Source organism: Streptomyces sp. NPDC028298, assembly GCF_055565895.1.
On sequence record NZ_JBVHTL010000001.1, the window covers coordinates 1,244,719 to 1,262,781 of the forward strand.

Consider the following 18,063-nt stretch of genomic DNA (forward strand, 5'->3'; position numbering starts at 1 on the left):
TCGGGATGAGGACAGCCTGCTCCGCCACTCCCGGAAACGGCCAGTCGTGTTGCCCGAACGGCAAAAAGTCGAGCGCCTCCGGACATCCGGAGGCGCCCGCCTTTCCCGGTGCCCGCCGTCAGCCGTTGAGAGCGCGCAGATGGTCGCGCAGCCCGATGCCGTAGGCGGTCGGGGTTCCGTCGTAGTTCGAGATCAGCGACGGACCCGAGGAGCAGTCCCAGGTGTTCCAGGTCCAGCCGAGATACGAGAGCCCCCGGTCGTCGAACCACTTCATGACGGTGTCGACGAACGCGTGGGAGCAGGTGTTCTCCCCGATCTCGCCCGCCACCAGCGGGACTTGGGCGGCGACGGGAGCCAGGGTGGAGTTCCAGCAGCTCTCGCTCGCACAGGTGTTGAAGTTGTAGACGTGGTACGCGGCGACGAGATTGCCCGTGGGATCACTGGGTTTGTACGTCAGCCATTGGCTCAGGTCGTTCGAGTACGCGAGACCGCCGGCCAGGATCAGGTTCTTGGCGCCGGTGCCGCGCACCGCGTCGACCAGGTCCTGCATTCCGGCGACCTCGTAGGAGATGCCGGGGCAGGTGCCGCCGTCGCGCCAGCAGGTCCACGCCTGGGTGGTCGTGGAGGTCGCGCGGTCGGGATAGGGCTCGTTGAACAGGTCGAAGGCGACGGCCGGGTCGTCCTTGAAGGTGCTCGCGACCGAGGACCAGAAGGACGGGGTGTACTGGGCGTCGGGCATCGGTTTCTGGCAGGTGGCGTGCACGTCGGAGCAGCCCGCCGAGTTGCCGGTGTACTGGCCGTAGGTCCAGTGCAGTTCGACGAGCGGCGTCATGCCGTGCGCCTCGACCTTGGCCACCAGGTCCTTGACCGCGGCGATGTAGTGGGCGCCCGCGTACTCCGGCTTGATGTTGGAAAGCCCCAGCCAGCACTCCTCGTTCAGCGGGATGCGGACCGTGTTGGCCTTCCAGTCGGCGATCGCCTTGACGGAGGCGTCGTCGACGGGACCGTCGAAGAAGCCGTAGCCCTGGACGCACATGAACTCGCCGCCGGAGCGGTTGACGCCGAGCATGCGGCGGGTGGCACCCGCCGAGTCGACCAGCTTGTTGCCCGAGACGTGCAGTTTCGGCGCCTCGCCGCCGGTCGGCGGCGGATCGGTGGGCGTGGGTGTGGGAGTGGGTGTCGGCTGGGTGTCCACGTTGCAGGTGGTGCCGTTGAGCCGGAAGGCCGTCGGCACCGCGTTGCTTCCCGACCAGGACGCGAGGAATCCGGCACTGACGCTCGCGCCGCTCGCCAGCGAGCCGTTCCAGCTCTCGTTGACCACGGTGACCGTCGTACCGGACTGGGACCACTTGCCGTTCCAGCCCTGGGTGACCTTCTGACCGGCCGGGAAGTCGAAGCCGAGGCTCCAACCGCTCAGCGCGGCCATGTTGTTGGTGATTTTCACGGCGCCCTGGAAGCCGGTGTCCCACTGGCCGGTGACCGAGTACTCCACCGTGCACGCGGGAGTTGCTCCCGAGGCCGTGACGACCGGCGCGACAACCGTGCCGACGAGGGCGACGGCGGCGCCGATGACCAAGAGCGACAGACGCGGGGGGTGACGCATGAAGCGACTCCTTGCAGCTCTGACGCGCCGTGACGGACGCGTCGACTGATGGAACCGCTCCCACTGGTGCGGACGAAGCTAGCGCCAAGTGCCCGCGTTGCCCAGAGGGGTCACGCAGTTGATCTGTCGAATCATTTCGACTCTTCAAGCACCTTGACCGCTCACACCCCTCTCTCCAATATGGGAGCGCTCCCACTGGTTCAAGGCTTGTTGCTCCTCCCCCCATTCTCCGAGCCGCAAGGAGGAACCAGCACCATGGATCCGAGCCCTCGATGGAGACGTCGTCGCAGGTCACGACGGTTGTGGACCGCCGTAGTGGCGACACTCGCCCTCCCGCTCACGACATTGGCGACCGGTACGACTCCCGCACACGCGGCCACGGTTCAGTGCAGCGTCGACTACAAGACCAACGACTGGGGATCCGGCTTCACGGCTGATCTGACGATCACCAACCGGGGCGCCGACGCCATCAACGGCTGGACCCTGACCTACGCCTACACGGGCAACCAGACGCTCACCAACGGCTGGAACGGCACGTGGTCCCAGTCCGGCAAGACGGTCACCGTGAAGAACGCCGCCTGGAACGGGACGATCGGCGCCGGAACCGCGGTGACCACCGGCGCGCAGTTCACCTACAGCGGCACCAACGCGGCCCCCGCGTCCTACGCCGTCAACGGCACCACCTGCACCGGCGCGCACCAGCCGCCGATCACCGTGCTGACCAGCCCGGCGGCCGGCGCCGTCTACACCCAGGGCGACGCCGTCCCGATGGCCGCGACCGCGGCGGCGGCCGACGGCGCGACCATCTCCAAGGTCGAGTTCTACGACGACACGACCCTGCTCGGCACCGACACCAGCTCGCCGTACACGCTGTCGGCGTCCGGACTGGCCGTGGGCAGTCATTCCATCGTCGCGAAGGCCTACGACAGTCTGGGCGCGTCGGCGGCTTCCGTACCGGCCGGCATCACGGTCGCCGCGGGACCGGCGATCGTCGCGTCACCGATCCAACTCGGCGTCCAGCAGGGCAAGTCGGGAACGTTCACGGTCAAGCTCTCGACCCAGCCGAGCGCCAACGTGACGGTGGCGGTGGCCCGGACGGACGGGAACACCGGGCTGTCGGTGACCGGCGGTTCGAGTCTGACCTTCACGCCGTCCAACTGGAACACCGCCCAGACGGTGACGATCACCGCCGACGCCTCGGGCACCGGGTCCGCGACCTTCACGGCCTCGGCGACCGGTCAGGCCAAGGCCACGGTGACCGTGACGGAACTGGCCGCGACGAAGGCGTACGACGCGCGCTTCCTGGACCTCTACGGCAAGATCACCAACCCGGCGAACGGCTACTTCTCCCCCGAGGGCATTCCCTACCACTCGGTGGAGACGCTGATCGTCGAGGCGCCGGACCAGGGCCATGAGACGACGTCGGAGGCGTACAGCTATCTGATCTGGCTCCAGGCGATGTACGGGAAGGTCACCGGCGACTGGTCGAAGTTCAACGCCGCGTGGACGACCATGGAGACGTACATGATCCCCACGCACGCCGACCAGCCGACCAACTCGTTCTACAACGCGTCCAAGCCGGCCACCTACGCGCCCGAGCTGGACACCCCGAACGAGTACCCGGCCAAGCTCGACACCGGAGTCTCCGTCGGCACGGACCCGATCGCCGGCGAGCTGAAGAGCGCGTACGGCACGGACGACGTGTACGGCATGCACTGGCTCCAGGACGTGGACAACACCTACGGCTACGGGAACGAACCCGGCAAGTGCGAGGCCGGTCCCACCGCCACGGGTCCGTCGTACATCAACACCTTCCAGCGCGGCGCGCAGGAGTCGGTGTGGGAGACGGTTCCGCAGCCCACCTGCGACGCCTTCAAGTACGGCGGGAAGAACGGCTACCTGGACCTGTTCACCGGGGACTCCTCGTACGCCAAGCAGTGGAAGTACACCGACGCCCCCGACGCCGACGCGCGTGCGGTGCAGGCCGCGTACTGGGCCGACGTGTGGGCCAAGGCCCAGGGCAGGAGCGCGGACGTGTCGGCGACCGTCGGCAAGGCGGCGAAGATGGGCGACTATCTGCGCTACGCCATGTACGACAAGTACTTCAAGAAGATAGGCAACTGCGTCGGACCGTCGACCTGCGCGGCCGGCACCGGCAAGGACGCCTCCTCCTATCTGCTCTCCTGGTACTACGCATGGGGCGGCGCCACCGACACCTCGGCGGGCTGGGCCTGGCGGATCGGCTCCAGCCACGTCCACGGCGGCTACCAGAACCCCCTGGCGGCGTACGCGCTCAGCACGAACGCCGACCTGAAGCCCAAGTCCTCGACAGGCGCGGCGGACTGGGGCACCTCCCTCACCCGGCAACTGGAGTTCTACCGCTGGCTCCAGTCGAGCGAGGGCGCCATCGCGGGCGGCGCGACCAACAGTTGGGCGGGCCGCTACGCGACACCTCCCACGGGAACGCCGACCTTCTACGGCATGTACTACGACCAGCAGCCGGTGTACCACGATCCGCCGTCCAACCAGTGGTTCGGCTTCCAGGCGTGGTCCATGGAGCGCGTCGCCGAGTACTACCAGCAGACGGGCAACGCGAGCGCCAAGGCTGTCCTCGACAAGTGGGTCACGTGGGCGCTGTCCAAGACCACGATCAACCCGGACGGCACCTACCAGATCCCCTCCACCCTCCAGTGGTCCGGTGCGCCGGACACCTGGAACGCGTCGAGTCCCGGTGCCAACAGCGGACTTCACGTCACCGTCGCCGACTACACGAACGACGTCGGGGTGGCCGCCGCGTACGCCAAGACCCTGTCGTACTACGCCGCCAAGTCCGGCAACACCCAGGCGAAGACGACGGCCAAGGCGCTTCTGGACGGCATGTGGAACAACTACCAGGACGGTCTGGGCATAGCCGTTCCGGAGACGCGCGCCGACTACAACCGCTTCAACGACAGCGTGTACGTGCCGAGCACGTTCACCGGCACGATGCCGAACGGCGACGCGATCAACTCGTCGTCCACGTTCGCCTCGCTGCGGTCCTTCTACAAGAACGACCCGGCCTGGTCGAAGATCCAGGCCTATCTGGCGGGCGGCGCCGCGCCGTCCTTCACGTACCACCGGTTCTGGGCGCAGGCGGACATCGCCCTCGCCATGGGTTCGTACGCGGAGCTTCTCGAATAGTCCCCGCTGTGGCTCCGGGTACGCGGTCCTGTCCCTGACGGCAGGACCACCGGCCGGGCGGTCCCTCACCACAACGAGGGCCGCCCGGCCGTCACTTGCCCCCTCTTCCCGGCTCGCTCCGCCCCATCCCCACTCCTCCTGTGCACCGGAGAGGACTCCCCCCGTGCGAAGAACACGCATCCTCACGGCCGTACTCGCCCTGGCCGCCGGCCTGTTGGCCGGCACCCCGCCCGCCCTGGCCGCGAGCACCCCCACGAAGACGGCCGCGAACACCCCCACGGCAAGGGTCGCGGCCGACACGTACACCTGGAAGAACGCCCGCGTCGACGGCGGAGGCTTCGTCCCCGGCATCGTCTTCAACCGCTCCGAGAAGAACCTCGCCTACGCCCGCACGGACATCGGCGGCGCCTACCGCTGGGTCCAGGCCACGAAGAGCTGGACCCCGCTGCTGGACTCGGTCGGCTGGAACGAGTGGGGCCACACCGGCGTCGTCAGCCTCGCCTCCGACTCCGTCGACCCGGACAAGGTGTACGCGGCGGTCGGCACGTACACCAACGACTGGGACCCGACGAACGGGGCCGTGCTGCGCTCCGCCGACCGCGGGGCGAGCTGGCAGAAGACCGATCTGCCCTTCAAGCTGGGCGGCAACATGCCCGGACGCGGCATGGGCGAGCGGCTGGCCGTCGACCCCGCCAAGAACAGCGTCCTCTACCTCGGCGCGCCCAGCGGCAAGGGCCTGTGGCGTTCCACGGACTCCGGGGTGAGCTGGTCGCAGGTCACGGCGTTCCCGAACCCGGGCAACTACGTCCAGGACTCGACCGACACCAGCGGCTACGCCTCCGACAACCAGGGCGTCGTGTGGGTCACCTTCGACGAGTCCACCGGCACCCGGGGAAGCGCCACGCAGACGATCTACGTGGGTGTCGCCGACAAGGACAACGCGGTCTACCGCTCGACGGACGGCGGCGCGACCTGGTCCCGGCTCGCCGGACAGCCGACCGGGTACCTCGCCCACAAGGGCGTCCTCGACGCCGCGAACGGCTACCTCTATCTCGCCTACAGCGACAAGGGCGGACCGTACGACGGCGGCAAGGGCCGGCTGTGGCGGTACGCGACGAAGACCGGGACGTGGACGGACATCAGCCCGGTGGCGGAGGCCGACACCTACTACGGCTTCAGCGGGCTGACCGTCGACCGGCAGCACCCGGGAACCGTGATGGCGACGGCGTACAGCTCCTGGTGGCCGGACACGCAGATCTTCCGGTCCACGGACAGCGGCGGGACCTGGACCAAGGCCTGGGACTACACGTCGTACCCGAACCGCTCCAACCGCTACACGATGGACGTCTCGTCCGTGCCGTGGCTGACCTTCGGCGCGAATCCCGCGCCGCCCGAACAGGCCCCCAAACTCGGCTGGATGACCGAGGGCCTGGAGATCGACCCGTTCGACTCGGCCCGCATGATGTACGGGACGGGCGCGACGATCTACGGAACCGAGAACCTCACCAACTGGGACTCCGGGAGCCAGTTCACCGTCAAGCCCATGGTCCAGGGTCTGGAGGAGACGGCCGTCAACGACCTCGCCTCTCCCCCGTCGGGTGCTCCGCTGCTCAGCGCGCTCGGTGACATCGGCGGTTTCCGGCACACGGATCTCACCAAGGTCCCGTCGATGATGTACACATCGCCGAACCTCACCTCCACGACCAGCCTCGACTACGCCGAGACCAACCCGAACACGGTGGTCCGGGTCGGCGACCTCGACTCCGGGCCGCACATCGGCTTCTCGACGGACAACGGCGCCAACTGGTTCGCGGGCAGCGACCCTTCGGGCGTGACCGGCGGCGGCACGGTCGCCGCGGCCGCGGACGGCGGCCGCTTCGTGTGGAGCCCGGCGGGCACCGGGGTGCAGTACACCACCGGGTTCGGCACGTCGTGGTCCGCGTCGAGCGGCATCCCGGCGGGCGCGATCGTCGAGTCGGACCGGGGCGACCCCAGGACCTTCTACGGCTTCAAGTCGGGCAAGTTCTACGTCAGTTCGGACGGCGGAGCGACCTTCACGGCGTCCGCGGCCGCCAACCTCCCCGCCGGGGACAGCGTGCGCTTCAAAGCCCTGCCCGGCACCAAGGGCGATGTGTGGCTGGCGGGCGGCGCGAGCGACGGCGCGTACGGGCTGTGGCACTCGACGGACGGCGGGGCGGCCTTCACCAAGCTGTCGAACGTCGACCAGGCCGACACCGTCGGCTTCGGCAAGGCGGCGACCGGCTCCTCGTACCAGACGCTCTACACCAGCGCCAAGATCGGCGGCGTACGCGGGATCTTCCGCTCGACGGACAAGGGCGCGAGCTGGACCCGCGTCAACGACGACGCCCACCAGTGGGGTTGGACCGGCGCAGCCATCACCGGGGACCCGCGGGTCTACGGGCGCGTGTACGTGGCCACGAACGGACGCGGGATCGTCTACGGCGACACCTCGGACGCCGGGGGCGGTGACGGGGGCGGCGGTACGGACCCGACGCCGCCGTCCACCGGGGCCTGCACGGTGACGTACAAGATCACGAACCAGTGGCAGGGCGGCTTCCAGGCGGACGTGTCCCTCACCAACACCGGCTCCTCGGCCTGGACCGGCTGGAACCTGGGCTGGTCCTTCACCGACGGCCAGAAGATCACCCAGCTCTGGAACGCCGACTACACCCAGGCGGGCGCGGCCGTGACGGCCAAGAACGTGAGCTGGAACGCGAACGTCGCCGCCGGTTCGACGGTCGGTTTCGGCTTCACGGGGAGCTGGACGGGGTCGAACACCAAACCGTCGGTGTTCAGGCTGGGGGATCGGGCCTGTGCGGTGAGTTGAGCGCGCGGTGCCATGACCTTCGGGGCACCTGTCCACCGGCCTGTGCCGGTGGACAGGTGCCCCCGGGCGGCCCGGCCCCACCCCCCTTGATGATCACGACTACGTCACCTCCTTCACGCAAGCCTCACACCGTCTTCACATCCCCCGATATCGTCGCCCCATCACGATCCATCCCTGGGGGGACCATGTCGCACAACAAGCCATCGCGTGAGCACGAGCAGCCGCCCGTAGCACCCGGGTTCACGCCGGGGCCGGCGAGAGCTCGCAGGGCACGCAGGCGCCACCTGCTGCCGGTGGTCGCCGTCGCGGTCCTGTTCGGCGTCGGCGCCTGCGGCAGTGGCAGCAGCGACGACAAGAGCGACACCACGAAGGTCGCGGCCGCCGAGGCACGGCCCACCGTCACCGTCACGGCGACGGCTACCGCGACCGTGACCGCGGAGCCGGAACCGGCTCCGACCGTGACCGCGACGAAGACGGTCAAGGTGAAGGTCACCGTCACCGCGCACGCGGCCTCGGGCAGCGGCTCCGGCAGCAGCGGAAGCACCGGCGGCGGAACGAGCGTCAGCACCTGCTCGATCACCTCGAACGCCGGCAACTGCTACTCGGCGGGCCAGTACTGCCGCAACAGCGACCACGGCGCCTCGACGACCACGGCGGGAGGCACCAGGATCACGTGCGCGTACCGCTCCGGCGGCTGGCGCTGGACGTACAGCTGACGGGATTGCGCCGCCGCGGACCACCCGGCCGACACGGAGCCCGGCCCGGCTGGTCGCGGGCAGCCGCGGAGCCTCCCGTGGGGAGCCGGGAGGTGCGGCGGACCCGTGAAGAGCACAGCTCGGGCGGGGTCCGAGGGGTGGCGGTCCCGGTCCTGAAGGGCCGGGAAGGTCACACGCACACCATGCATCAGGAACCGGCCACAGCAATAGGGTCCGGCCGAAAATCGATCGTGTGAGTCGTGTGGGTCGCCGGGCGAACCGGTGGCGGCCGGCGGCGGCGCCTCCTAGTTTGTGCCTTCGTGACCGATGAGCAGAGGACGCGCAGGGACCGGCTCGGCCTCGGCCGGGTGTTCGACGAGGTGCCGGAGCTCTACGACCGGGTCCGGCCGGGATACCCCGACGAACTGTTCGCGGACCTCGCGGCCCTCACCGGCATGGACGCGGGGTCGTCGGTGCTGGAGGTGGGCTGCGGCACCGGTCACGCCACGCGGTCCCTGGCGGCGCTCGGATGCTCGGTGACCGCCGTGGAACCGGGCACGGGCATGGCCGCGCTCGCCCGTCGGCGGCTCGCGGCCCTCGGCGACTTCGACGTCGGGATCGAGACGTCGACGTTCGAGGAGTGGGACGACCGCGGGCGGCGCTTCGACGTCCTCGTGGCCGCGGCGTCCTGGCACTGGGTCGACCCGGCGATCGGCTGGCCGCGGGCTTACGAGGTGCTGCGGCCCGGAGGCTGGGCGGCGCTGCTCGGCCACGTCGTCGTCCGCAGACCGGGAGAACCGGAGGTCTACGCCGAGACCTCCGCCCTCCACGAGCGGTTCGCCCCCGGGAACCCCGACTGGGGCCATCCCCCGCTGGAGGACGAAGTGCGCGCCACCGACACCGGCTGGGGCCTGGTCGAGGACCCAGGACCCCTGTTCGGCCCGACAACGGTGCGCTGGTACCCGACGGTCCAGCGGCTCGACGGAACCGGCTTCGCGGATCTCCTCCGCTCGACATCACCGTACAGACGGCTCACCCCGGCCACCCGCGAGCCCCTGCTCGACGCGATCGCGGAACACATCCGAACCCGGATGAACGACAGGGCGACCCGCCGCTATCTCACGGTCCTGCGGGTGGGACGACGAGCCGAGCCAAGGCCTGCCTGAAGCACCGGCCGCACGTATGCGAGCTTGGCTCAGCGAGAACAGTGACGCCGCCGCCTACCTGGTCGAGCGTGGATACGACAACCGCCCATGACAGCAGCGAGCCCCGCCGGGCATCACTCCGGCGGGGCATCAGCAACAACCCGACTTGCTAGTCGTTGTGTTGGCAACCATTCTACGAGCCGCCACTGACAACGGGCTCAGGCTGCTGGCTCGGTGCCGGCAAGCCGGCCCCATAACCCAGTGCAAGACGACGAGGGACACGACCGCCCGGGCCGAGTTTCGGGGCGAGCGCTCTCTACGCGTATCTGCGGGCCAGTTCCGCCACCGTCTCGGCGATGCGGGCGCGTAGTTCGGGTGGTTCCAGGACCTCGACTGCCGTCCCGAGGCGCAGGAAGTCGTCGTGGGCCTGGTCCAGGGACTCGACGGGGACGGTCGCCCGGGTCCAGCCCTCGTCGTCCGTACGCCCGTCGGTTGCCACGGCCTGGCCGGCCGGACCGCTCAGGCGGGTGCCGGGCGCGATCCGCACGACCGCCTCGGCTTGGTGCAGCCTTTCGTGGAAGCCCCGTTGATATGCGGTCCAGTACGCCGCCAGGTCGAATCCCTCAGGCCGGACGAACTCCTCCTCGGACGCCTGGAGTTCGAGGATCTGGTCCACGCGGTAGGTGCGCGGCCCCGGGCCCGCGACGACGTACCAGCGACCGGCCTTCAGGACGAGCCCGTACGGTTCCAGGCGCCGCTCCACATCGGTGGGCTCGCGCCAGCGGCGGTAGCGGATGTCCAGGACCCGGCCGTTCCAGACGGCGTCGGCGACGGCGGTGAGGTACGGGGTCGCGTCGGCGTCCGCGTACCAGCCCGGCGCGTCCAGGTGGAAGCGGCCGCTCACCCGGTCCGCGTGCTCGCGCAGTTCACGCGGGAGGGCGGCACGCACCTTGAGCTGGGCGGCCGCGAGCACCGCGCCGAGTCCGAGTTCGGCGGCGGGCCCGGGGACCCCGGCGAGGAACAGCGCCTCGGCCTCCTCGGTGGTGAGGCCGGTGAGGCGGGTGCGGTAGCCGTCGAGCAGGCGGTAGCCGCCCGCGTGTCCCGCGTCCCCGTACAGCGGGACGCCCGCAGCGCTCAGCGCCTCCACGTCCCGGTACACGGTCCGGACCGAGACCTCCAGTTCCTCGGCGAGCTGGGCGGCGGTGAGTCTGCCGCGAGTCTGGAGCAGCAGGAGGATCGAGATGAGACGGCTGGACTTCACTGACACAGGATGTCAGTGAAGCGGCCCTAGCGTCCTGCCATGACTTCAGCCACCTCCACACCCGGCGCGGTCCCCGCGGCGCCCGCCGGACCGGCGTCCTCCGGGACTTCCGCCGGTTCCGGCGCGTCCCCGACCCCGGCCCCGGTCCCCGCACCGTTCCGGGAGAAGCTCCTGACCGTGCCGCCGCCCATCGAGACGGCGGGTCGGTGGATCAAGCGGTACCACGTGACCGCGGACCCCGCCGGTATCGAGCCGGAGGTCGAACGGGCGGCCCACGCGGTGCTGCCGCGGCTGCTTCCCGAGCCGGACGGCACCCCGCCCGCCACGTTCACCGTCCTGCACCGGGGCGGCGACGGCAGCGCCTATCTCTGCGCGTACAGCTGGGTCTGGGACAACGTCCTGCACTTCCGGGCCGCCGCCGCGGGCCAGCCCGTGCTCGGCTGCCCCGACCGGGACCCGACGAACTTCGTCGTCACGGAACGCCCGTGGATCGGCTGCGTCTGGGAACTGCCGCCGATCCTGCACGAGCGGAACGCCTGGGTACGGCACCTGCTCGCCTCCGAAGTGCCCGACCTCGACGCCTACTTGGCCGACTCGCTGCCCGAAGGAACCACGGGAGACCGCACATGAACGACGTCCGCCACAACGCCCCCGCCGCGCGGGACTTCGACTTCTTCCACGGCGACTGGGACGTGGCCCACCGCCGCCGTACCGACTTCCTCGACCCGGATAGCACCTGGGAGGAGTTTCCGGCGGTCACCCACTGCCGTTCCCTGTTCGGCGGCGCGGCGAACATCGACGAGATGGAGGTGCCGAGCCAGGGCTGGACGGGCCTGACGCTGCGGCTCTTCGACGTGGAGAGTGAACTGTGGTCGCTGAACTGGTCGTCCAGCCGCAGCGGCCGGCTGTTCCCGCCGGTGTCCGGGCGGTTCGGGCCGGACGGGCGCGGCGAGTTCCACGGCGACGACACCCATGACGGGAAAGACGTGCGGGTGCGGTTCGTGTGGTCGGGGATCTCGGCGACGACGGCCCGCTGGGAGCAGGCGTTCTCCGTGGACGGGGAGAAGACCTGGCTGACCAACTGGATCATGGACTTCACCCGGAGGGAGACCGGCTGACGTCAGGTGCCGGCCGGGGTCCCCGCACGTTCGCCGCTCGCGGAGGGCCCGCGGGGACCGGGGCCGGATCACTCCTTGCGGAAGGCCCGCAGGGTGAAGTCCGGTTCGCGGCGAGGGACGTCGGGACCCGGCAGGGTCTCGACCCGCTCGGCCAGCCCGGGCCCGCCGGCCGCGTAGAGACGGCCGTCGCGGATGTACTGGGCCACGCGGCGCGGGGTGCGACCCTGGCCGTGACCGCGGAAGAGGGCCGTACCGCTCGGGACCAGGCCGTGCCCGGCGGCGTACGCCGTGACGCGTTCGTTCGCGTCCTCGGCGTGCTCGGCGCTCCAGGACGCGGTCAACGCGTCGATGTCGCTGCCGACATGGTGGGCCGCGGCCTTGTCGACGGTGGTGACGAACACACCGCCGGGACGCAGGACGCGTGCGGCCTCGGCGACGACGGGCCCGGCGTCGTCCAGCAGATGGAGCAGCCAGACTGCGCACACGGCGTCGAACGAGCCGTCCGGGAAGGGGAGTCGGCGGCCGTCGGCGCGGACGACCGCTCCCGGGAGGCGTTCCGCCGCCCGGCGCGCCATGCCGTGGGCCGCGTCCGCCCCCGTCACCCGCAGGCCGGGCCGTCCGGCGGCGATCCCGCTCGTCACGATGCCGGTGCCGCAGGCCACGTCGAGCAGGCTGCGGGCGGTGTCGGGGACCAGCGCGAGGACGGCGGCAGCGGCAGCGGCGGCCCGTGGTGCGCCGCCGCGCGTCGCGTCGTAGCCGTCCGCTTCCTTGTCGTAGTTCAGCACGGACGTCAGCTCGCCCCGTGCCCCGGCGCGAGCGCCTCGACCCGGCGGGCGAGATCGAAGTCGAGGACGGTGACGGCGCCGCCGACGCTGTGGGTGTTCACGGTGAGGACGATCGTGTTGTAGCCGAGGGTGAGGTCGGAGTGGTGGCCGAGTTCCTCCTGCACCTGGGCGATGTGCACGACCATCGCGGTCGCCGCGAAATGTGTGCCGAGCCGGTAGGTGCGGGAGAGCCGGTCGCCGTCCAGCGACCAGCCGGGCAGTTCCGCCAGCCGTTCCTCGATCTCCTTGGGCTCCAGCGGTTCGACGGCCATGGACGTGATCCCTTCGTACGGCGGGTGGGGCGTGCGGGGCGGTGGGTCCGGGACGGGGCGCGGGACGGTCGGTCCGGGGTGGGGCGCGGGGGTCGGACCGGCGGCCGGCGACGCCCGGAGCGGGCCCTCGCCCAGCGTGCCACAGCGCCCACCCCTCGGCAGGGCGCGGCGGGCACCCCGGCTCGGCGGCGACGGCCGAACGGGCTACCCCGCCGGCCGCCGTCCCCCGGCGACGGCGGCCGGGCCGCCGGGCTGCCGTCGCATGCGTACGCGGCCCACGCGACCGGCGGACAGCCGCGTGCCGGTGCGCGGCCGACAGCACCATCAGACGGCAGCACATCCGTCCACGGCCGACAGCACCAGCGGACAGCCGCACATCCCTGCACGGCCGACAGCACCAGCGGACAGCCGCACATCCGTGCGCGACCGAAGACACCAGCAGACAGCCGCGTACTCATACGCGGTCGACGACACGGGCAGGCGGCCCCGTACCCGTGCCGCGCGCGGTCGGCGGCCTCCGCCGCCCCGGGCCGAACCCGGGTCGGGCCCAGGCGGGGATTCCCGGAACGGGTCCCCGGGGCTGGTCCCCGGGGCGGGCCCGGGACCGGTTTCCCAGGTCGTTCGCGTGCCTCGCCTCGGCTACCGTCCTCCTATGAGCATCGACCCGCCCGGTCCGGCCCTCACCCCAAGGACACCCACCCCAAGTGCCGCCAAGGACAACGGGGTCGGGCCGCTGCTGCGCGGCTGGCGGGAGCAGCGGCGGGTGAGCCAGCTCGAACTGGCCCTGCGGGCGGACTCCTCGGCCCGGCACATCAGCTTCATCGAGACGGGCCGCTCGCGCCCGAGCGAGGAGATGGTGCTGCGGCTCGCCGAGCACCTCGACGTGCCGGTCCGCGAGCGCAACGGGCTGCTGCTCGCGGCCGGTTACGCCCCGCGCTACGCGGAGACCCCGCTGGACGACCCGTCGATGGACGCGCTCCGCGAGGGCATGGAGCGGCTGATCCAGGGCTACGAGCCGTATCCGGCGCTGGTGGTCGACGCGACGTACGACGTGCTGGCCGCGAACCGAGGGATCGCCCTGCTGCTGGACGGGGTCCCGGAGCGGCTCCTCGTGCCGCCGCTCAACGCCATGCGGCTGACGCTGCACCCGGAGGGCCTGGCGCCGCGCATCCGCAATCTGCGCACGTGGCGGGACCACCTGCTCGCCCAGATGGACCGGCAGATCGCCCTGCGCCGTTCGGAGCCGCTGCGCGCGCTGTACGAGGAGGTGGCGGCGTATCCGGTCCCGGACCGGGACGCCGAGGCGGACGACGACGAGTCGCTCGGTCCCGCCCCCCACTTCGCGCTCCCGCTGCGGATCGAGCACGAGGGCCGGGTGCTGTCGTTCATCTCGTCCATCTCCACGTTCAACACCCCGATGGACGTGACGGTCGCCGAGCTGGCCATCGAGACGTTCCTCCCGGCGGACCCGGCGACGGGCAAGTACCTGCACGCGCTGCACTCGTGACGGCTCGCCCACCGGACGGGCGAGGAGCCGGCGACGACGGTGACGGCCGCCGACGACCGGTGACGGTGGTGCGGGAAGAGGGCGACAGAGGCTTCGGCAGAGGCTTACGAGGCGTCATATCACGCTGAATGACGTCGGGTTGAGGCCAAACGATGATGGTTCCGCACGGACATGGCACACTGCACGCATACTTCGGCGCGTGGGGAGGCGTGGCGTGAGTGAGCGGCGGCCGGCGCCCACGGTGGGGCAGGTGGTCCTGGGCCGACGGCTCCAGGAGCTGCGCGAGACCGCGGGCCTGAAGCGGGAAGAGGCGGCGCGTGTCCTGAGGGTCGCGCCGGCGACCGTGCGCCGGATGGAGATGGCCGAGGTCGCCCTCAAGATCCCCTACGTGCAGGTCCTGTTGACGACGTACGGCGTCGCCGACGACGAGGTCGAGACCTTCGTGGCGCTGGCCGAGGAGGCCAACGAGCCGGGCTGGTGGCAGCGGTACCACGACGTGCTGCCTGACTGGTTCAGCATGCACGTCAGCCTGGAGGGCGCGGCACGGCTCATCCGCAGTTATGAACCGCACTTCGTGCCGGGGCTGCTGCAGACCGAGGAGTACGCGCGGGCCGTGCTGGAGGCCGGGACGGTCGGGCAGACGGGCGCCGACGCCATAGACCGGCATGTGGCGCTGCGCATGAAGCGGCAGGCGCTGCTCACCCGTGAGAACCCGCCCCACCTCTGGGTGATCATGGACGAGACGGCCTTGCTGCGTCCGGTGAGCATCCGGGGTGAGGTCATGCGCGAGCAGATGGACCGGCTCCTCGAATGGGTCGAGCTCGATCACGTCACGCTCCAGGTCGCGGAGTACGCGGCGGGGCCGCACCCGGGGACGTACACGTCCTTCGCGCTGTTCCGCTTCGCCGAGCGAGAGCTGCCGGACATCGTCTACAGCGAGTACGTGACCGGCGCTCTCTATCTCGACGCGCGGGAGGAGGTCGCTCTGCATCTGGAGGTGCTGGACCACATGTCGGCCCACTCCGCCTCCGCCGAGCGCACCAAGGAGATCCTCCGGGAGTTCCGCGACCGCTACTGAGCGGCCCCCGGTCCCGGGGATCCGCCCCGGGTGCCCCCGGAGTCCCCTTCGCGGTCCTCGTCCACGATCTCCGCGTCCACCACGGCGTCGTCGTCGCCGGGGGCCTGCTCGGTGGGCGGCTGGTCCTGCGGGGCCGAACGCTGCTGGGCCTGGGCGTACATGGCCTGGCCCATCTGCTGGCTGACGCCGGCCAGCCGCTCGATGGCGCCGCGCAGCGCGGCGGTGTCGGTGGAGGAGTCCGCCAGGAGCTGTTTGAGCTCGTCGGCCGCCGAGGCGACCTGGGCCTTGGTGTCCGCCGGGATGCGTTCGTCGTTCTCGCGGACGAACTTCTCCGTCTGGTAGACGAGTTGCTCGCCGTGGTTGCGGGTCTCGGCCGCCTCCCGGTTGCGCCGGTCCTCCTCGGCGTACTGCTCGGCCTCGCGCACCAGGCGGTCGATGTCGTTCTTGGGCAGCGCGGAGCCGCCGGTCACGGTCATCTTCTGCTCGCGCCCGGTGGCCAGGTCCTTCGCCGAGACGTGGGTGATCCCGTTGGCGTCGATGTCGAAGGCGACCTCGATCTGCGGGACCCCGCGCGGCGCGGGCGGCAGACCGGTGAGGTCGAAGACGCCGAGCTTCTTGTTGTACGCGGCGATCTCGCGCTCTCCCTGGTAGACCTGGATGCCGACCGAGGGCTGGTTGTCGGCGGCCGTCGTGAAGATCTCCGAACGCCGCGTGGGGATCGTGGTGTTGCGCTCGATGAGGGTGGTCATGATGCCGCCCTTGGTCTCGATGCCGAGGGACAGCGGGGTGACGTCGAGGAGCAGGACGTCCTTCACGTCGCCGCGGATCACGCCGGCCTGGAGTCCCGCGCCGAGGGCCACGACCTCGTCCGGGTTGACGCCCTTGTGCGGGTCCTTGCCGGTGAGTTCCTTCACCAGGTCGGAGACGGCGGGCATCCGGGTGGAACCGCCGACCAGGATGACGTGGTCGACCGCGGACAGCTTCACACCGGCGTCCTTGACGGCCTGGTGGAAGGGCGTCCGGCAGCGGTCGAGCAAGTCGGCCGTCAGTTCCTGGAACTGGGCGCGCGTCAGCTTCTCGTCGAGGTGCAGCGGGCCCTGGGCGGTGGCGGTGATGTAGGGCAGGTTGACACTGGTCTCGGTGGACGAGGACAGCTCGATCTTGGCCTTCTCGGCGCCTTCGCGCAGCCGTTGCAGTGCCATCTTGTCGTGTCCGAGATCGATGCCGTGTGCGGCCTTGAAGCGCTGGGCGAGGTGCTCGACGACCCGCTGGTCCCAGTCGTCACCGCCCAGCCGGGTGTCACCGTTGGTCGCCTTGACCTCGATCACACCGTCGCCGATCTCCAGGAGCGAGACGTCGAAGGTACCGCCGCCCAGGTCGAAGACGAGGACGGTCTGCTCCTCCCCGCGGTCGAGCCCGTAGGCCAGGGCCGCGGCGGTGGGCTCGTTGATGATCCGTAAGACCTTCAGGCCCGCGATCTCGCCCGCCTCCTTCGTGGCCTGGCGCTGGGCGTCGTCAAAATACGCGGGCACGGTGATCACGGCGTCCGTGACGTCCTGGCCGAGGTAGGCCTCGGCGTCCCGCTTCAGCTTCTGCAGGACCCGCGCGGACAGTTCCTGGGCGCGGTAGCGGGTGCCGTCGACAGCGCCCTTCTCGGGAAACCGCCAGTTCACGTCGCCCATGTACCGCTTCACGGACCGCGCGGTGCGCTCCACGTTCGTCACGGCCTGCCGTTTGGCGACCTCGCCGACCAGCACCTCGCCGTTCTTGGCGAAGGCCACCACCGAGGGCGTGGTGCGTGCTCCCTCGGCGTTGGCGACGACCGTCGCCTCACCGCCCTCCAGGACGGCCACCACCGAGTTCGTCGTACCGAGATCGATCCCGACCGCACGTCCCATGTCAGTCCCCTTCCGCCCCGGCTCTGCCCGCCCTCAAGCACAAAACCTGTGTTCTCGCTTGTCAATGGCGCGGACGGCCGTACGGGGGCGGACACGCCGGTGCCGCGCCCCCACCGGGAGGGCGCGGCACCGGTGTACGTGCGTCAGGCGAGCTTCGCCGACAGGGTGATCGTCGTGCCGGTCAGGGCCTGGCTGACCGGGCAGTTCTTCTTGGCGTCCTCGGCCGCCGCGACGAAGCCGTCGTTGTCGAGGCCCGGCACCGTGCCCTCGACCGTGAGGTGGATGCCGGTGATGCCCTCGCCGGGCTGGAAGGTGACGTCGGCGTTGGTGAGGAGCTTGGTGGGCGGGGTGCCGGCACCCGCGAGGGCGTGCGACAGCGCCATGGAGAAGCAGCTCGAGTGGGCGGCCGCGATCAGTTCCTCGGGGCTGGTCTTGCCGTTGGCGTCCTGCGCCCGCGACGCCCACGTCACCGGCTGCTGGCCGATGCCGGAGGAGTCGAAGGTGACGACGCCGTTGCCCTCGAGCAGGTTGCCTTCCCACACGGTGTGTGCGGTGCGCGTGGTTGCCACGATGATTCCTTTCGGGTGTGGTCCCGTTGCCGGGGTCCGTGCCTCCATCCGATCACACCTGGGCC

General features: G+C 70.6%; 14 protein-coding genes. 8 read left to right on the forward strand and 6 right to left on the reverse strand.

Going from position 1 to position 18,063, the window contains the following annotated elements:
- Positions 1-118 precede the first annotated feature (118 nt).
- Positions 119-1,603 carry a cellulase family glycosylhydrolase gene (locus ACZ4TO_RS05560; protein WP_468023496.1) on the reverse strand — a complete coding sequence of 495 codons (1,485 nt, stop codon included), beginning with the start codon at positions 1,601-1,603 and terminating at the stop codon, positions 119-121.
- A 255-nt stretch (positions 1,604-1,858) separates the two neighbouring features.
- Between ACZ4TO_RS05560 and ACZ4TO_RS05565 the strand changes: the two genes are divergently transcribed.
- The 4 genes from ACZ4TO_RS05565 (at position 1,859) to ACZ4TO_RS05580 (ending at position 9,492) form a co-directional block, all read left to right on the forward strand.
- Positions 1,859-4,783 carry a glycoside hydrolase family 48 protein gene (locus ACZ4TO_RS05565; protein WP_468023497.1) on the forward strand — a complete coding sequence of 975 codons (2,925 nt, stop codon included), beginning with the start codon at positions 1,859-1,861 and terminating at the stop codon, positions 4,781-4,783.
- A 163-nt stretch (positions 4,784-4,946) separates the two neighbouring features.
- Complete coding sequence (locus tag ACZ4TO_RS05570; RefSeq protein WP_468023498.1) at positions 4,947-7,631, forward strand: cellulose binding domain-containing protein; 2,685 nt, start codon at positions 4,947-4,949, stop codon at positions 7,629-7,631.
- Between the two features lie 185 nt (positions 7,632-7,816).
- Positions 7,817-8,347, forward strand: coding sequence for a hypothetical protein (locus ACZ4TO_RS05575; RefSeq protein WP_468023499.1), 531 nt, complete (start codon positions 7,817-7,819; stop codon positions 8,345-8,347).
- A gap of 299 nt (positions 8,348-8,646) precedes the next feature.
- Positions 8,647-9,492 (forward strand): class I SAM-dependent methyltransferase, encoded by an 846-nt coding sequence (locus ACZ4TO_RS05580; RefSeq protein WP_468023500.1) that lies wholly within the window; start codon positions 8,647-8,649, stop codon positions 9,490-9,492.
- A 295-nt stretch (positions 9,493-9,787) separates the two neighbouring features.
- Here the strand turns inward: ACZ4TO_RS05580 and ACZ4TO_RS05585 are convergent, their stop codons facing one another.
- Positions 9,788-10,732 carry a helix-turn-helix transcriptional regulator gene (locus ACZ4TO_RS05585; RefSeq protein ID WP_468023501.1) on the reverse strand — a complete coding sequence of 315 codons (945 nt, stop codon included), beginning with the start codon at positions 10,730-10,732 and terminating at the stop codon, positions 9,788-9,790.
- A gap of 39 nt (positions 10,733-10,771) precedes the next feature.
- Between ACZ4TO_RS05585 and ACZ4TO_RS05590 the strand changes: the two genes are divergently transcribed.
- Both ACZ4TO_RS05590 and ACZ4TO_RS05595 read left to right on the forward strand, forming a co-directional pair.
- The gene (locus tag ACZ4TO_RS05590; RefSeq protein ID WP_468023502.1) at positions 10,772-11,362 is read left to right on the forward strand and encodes a hypothetical protein; all 591 of its coding nucleotides are present in this window, start codon (positions 10,772-10,774) and stop codon (positions 11,360-11,362) included.
- Positions 11,359-11,850 (forward strand): hypothetical protein, encoded by a 492-nt coding sequence (locus ACZ4TO_RS05595; RefSeq protein ID WP_468023503.1) that lies wholly within the window; start codon positions 11,359-11,361, stop codon positions 11,848-11,850. The genes ACZ4TO_RS05590 and ACZ4TO_RS05595 overlap by 4 nt, the downstream gene beginning before the upstream one ends.
- Before the next feature lie 68 nt (positions 11,851-11,918).
- Here ACZ4TO_RS05595 and ACZ4TO_RS05600 read toward each other — a convergent pair whose 3' ends face one another.
- Together ACZ4TO_RS05600 and ACZ4TO_RS05605 are read right to left on the reverse strand one after the other, a co-directional pair.
- Positions 11,919-12,635: a class I SAM-dependent methyltransferase gene (locus ACZ4TO_RS05600; RefSeq protein ID WP_468023504.1), complete on the reverse strand. Its 717-nt coding sequence runs from the start codon at positions 12,633-12,635 to the stop codon at positions 11,919-11,921.
- Between the two features lie 5 nt (positions 12,636-12,640).
- Entirely contained in the window at positions 12,641-12,946 is a 306-nt protein-coding gene (locus tag ACZ4TO_RS05605) for a 4a-hydroxytetrahydrobiopterin dehydratase (RefSeq protein WP_382795267.1), read from the reverse strand.
- Between the two features lie 652 nt (positions 12,947-13,598).
- On the opposite strand from ACZ4TO_RS05605, the gene ACZ4TO_RS05610 reads away from it, so the two are divergent.
- Together ACZ4TO_RS05610 and ACZ4TO_RS05615 are read left to right on the forward strand one after the other, a co-directional pair.
- Positions 13,599-14,453 (forward strand): helix-turn-helix domain-containing protein, encoded by an 855-nt coding sequence (locus tag ACZ4TO_RS05610; RefSeq protein ID WP_382795264.1) that lies wholly within the window; start codon positions 13,599-13,601, stop codon positions 14,451-14,453.
- Between the two features lie 214 nt (positions 14,454-14,667).
- Complete coding sequence (locus ACZ4TO_RS05615; protein ID WP_382795261.1) at positions 14,668-15,531, forward strand: helix-turn-helix domain-containing protein; 864 nt, start codon at positions 14,668-14,670, stop codon at positions 15,529-15,531.
- On the opposite strand, the gene dnaK is transcribed toward ACZ4TO_RS05615, so the two are convergent.
- Together dnaK and ACZ4TO_RS05625 are read right to left on the reverse strand one after the other, a co-directional pair.
- Positions 15,525-17,429, reverse strand: coding sequence for a molecular chaperone DnaK (dnaK, locus tag ACZ4TO_RS05620; protein ID WP_468023505.1), 1,905 nt, complete (start codon positions 17,427-17,429; stop codon positions 15,525-15,527). The genes ACZ4TO_RS05615 and dnaK overlap by 7 nt on opposite strands.
- Before the next feature lie 143 nt (positions 17,430-17,572).
- Positions 17,573-17,998 carry an OsmC family protein gene (locus ACZ4TO_RS05625; protein WP_261705012.1) on the reverse strand — a complete coding sequence of 142 codons (426 nt, stop codon included), beginning with the start codon at positions 17,996-17,998 and terminating at the stop codon, positions 17,573-17,575.
- Positions 17,999-18,063: the final 65 nt, after the last annotated feature.

What these genes read in the sequence shown, in the direction of transcription:
- ACZ4TO_RS05560 (WP_468023496.1), bottom strand. Translation starts at nt 1,603, where the DNA reads ATGCGTCACCCCCCGCGTCTGTCGCTCTTGGTCATCGGCGCCGCCGTC.
- ACZ4TO_RS05590 (WP_468023502.1), top strand. Translation starts at nt 10,772, where the DNA reads ATGACTTCAGCCACCTCCACACCCGGCGCGGTCCCCGCGGCGCCCGCC.
- ACZ4TO_RS05605 (WP_382795267.1), bottom strand. Translation starts at nt 12,946, where the DNA reads ATGGCCGTCGAACCGCTGGAGCCCAAGGAGATCGAGGAACGGCTGGCG.
- ACZ4TO_RS05565 (WP_468023497.1), top strand. Translation starts at nt 1,859, where the DNA reads ATGGATCCGAGCCCTCGATGGAGACGTCGTCGCAGGTCACGACGGTTG.
- ACZ4TO_RS05610 (WP_382795264.1), top strand. Translation starts at nt 13,599, where the DNA reads ATGAGCATCGACCCGCCCGGTCCGGCCCTCACCCCAAGGACACCCACC.
- ACZ4TO_RS05575 (WP_468023499.1), top strand. Translation starts at nt 7,817, where the DNA reads ATGTCGCACAACAAGCCATCGCGTGAGCACGAGCAGCCGCCCGTAGCA.
- ACZ4TO_RS05595 (WP_468023503.1), top strand. Translation starts at nt 11,359, where the DNA reads ATGAACGACGTCCGCCACAACGCCCCCGCCGCGCGGGACTTCGACTTC.
- dnaK (WP_468023505.1), bottom strand. Translation starts at nt 17,429, where the DNA reads ATGGGACGTGCGGTCGGGATCGATCTCGGTACGACGAACTCGGTGGTG.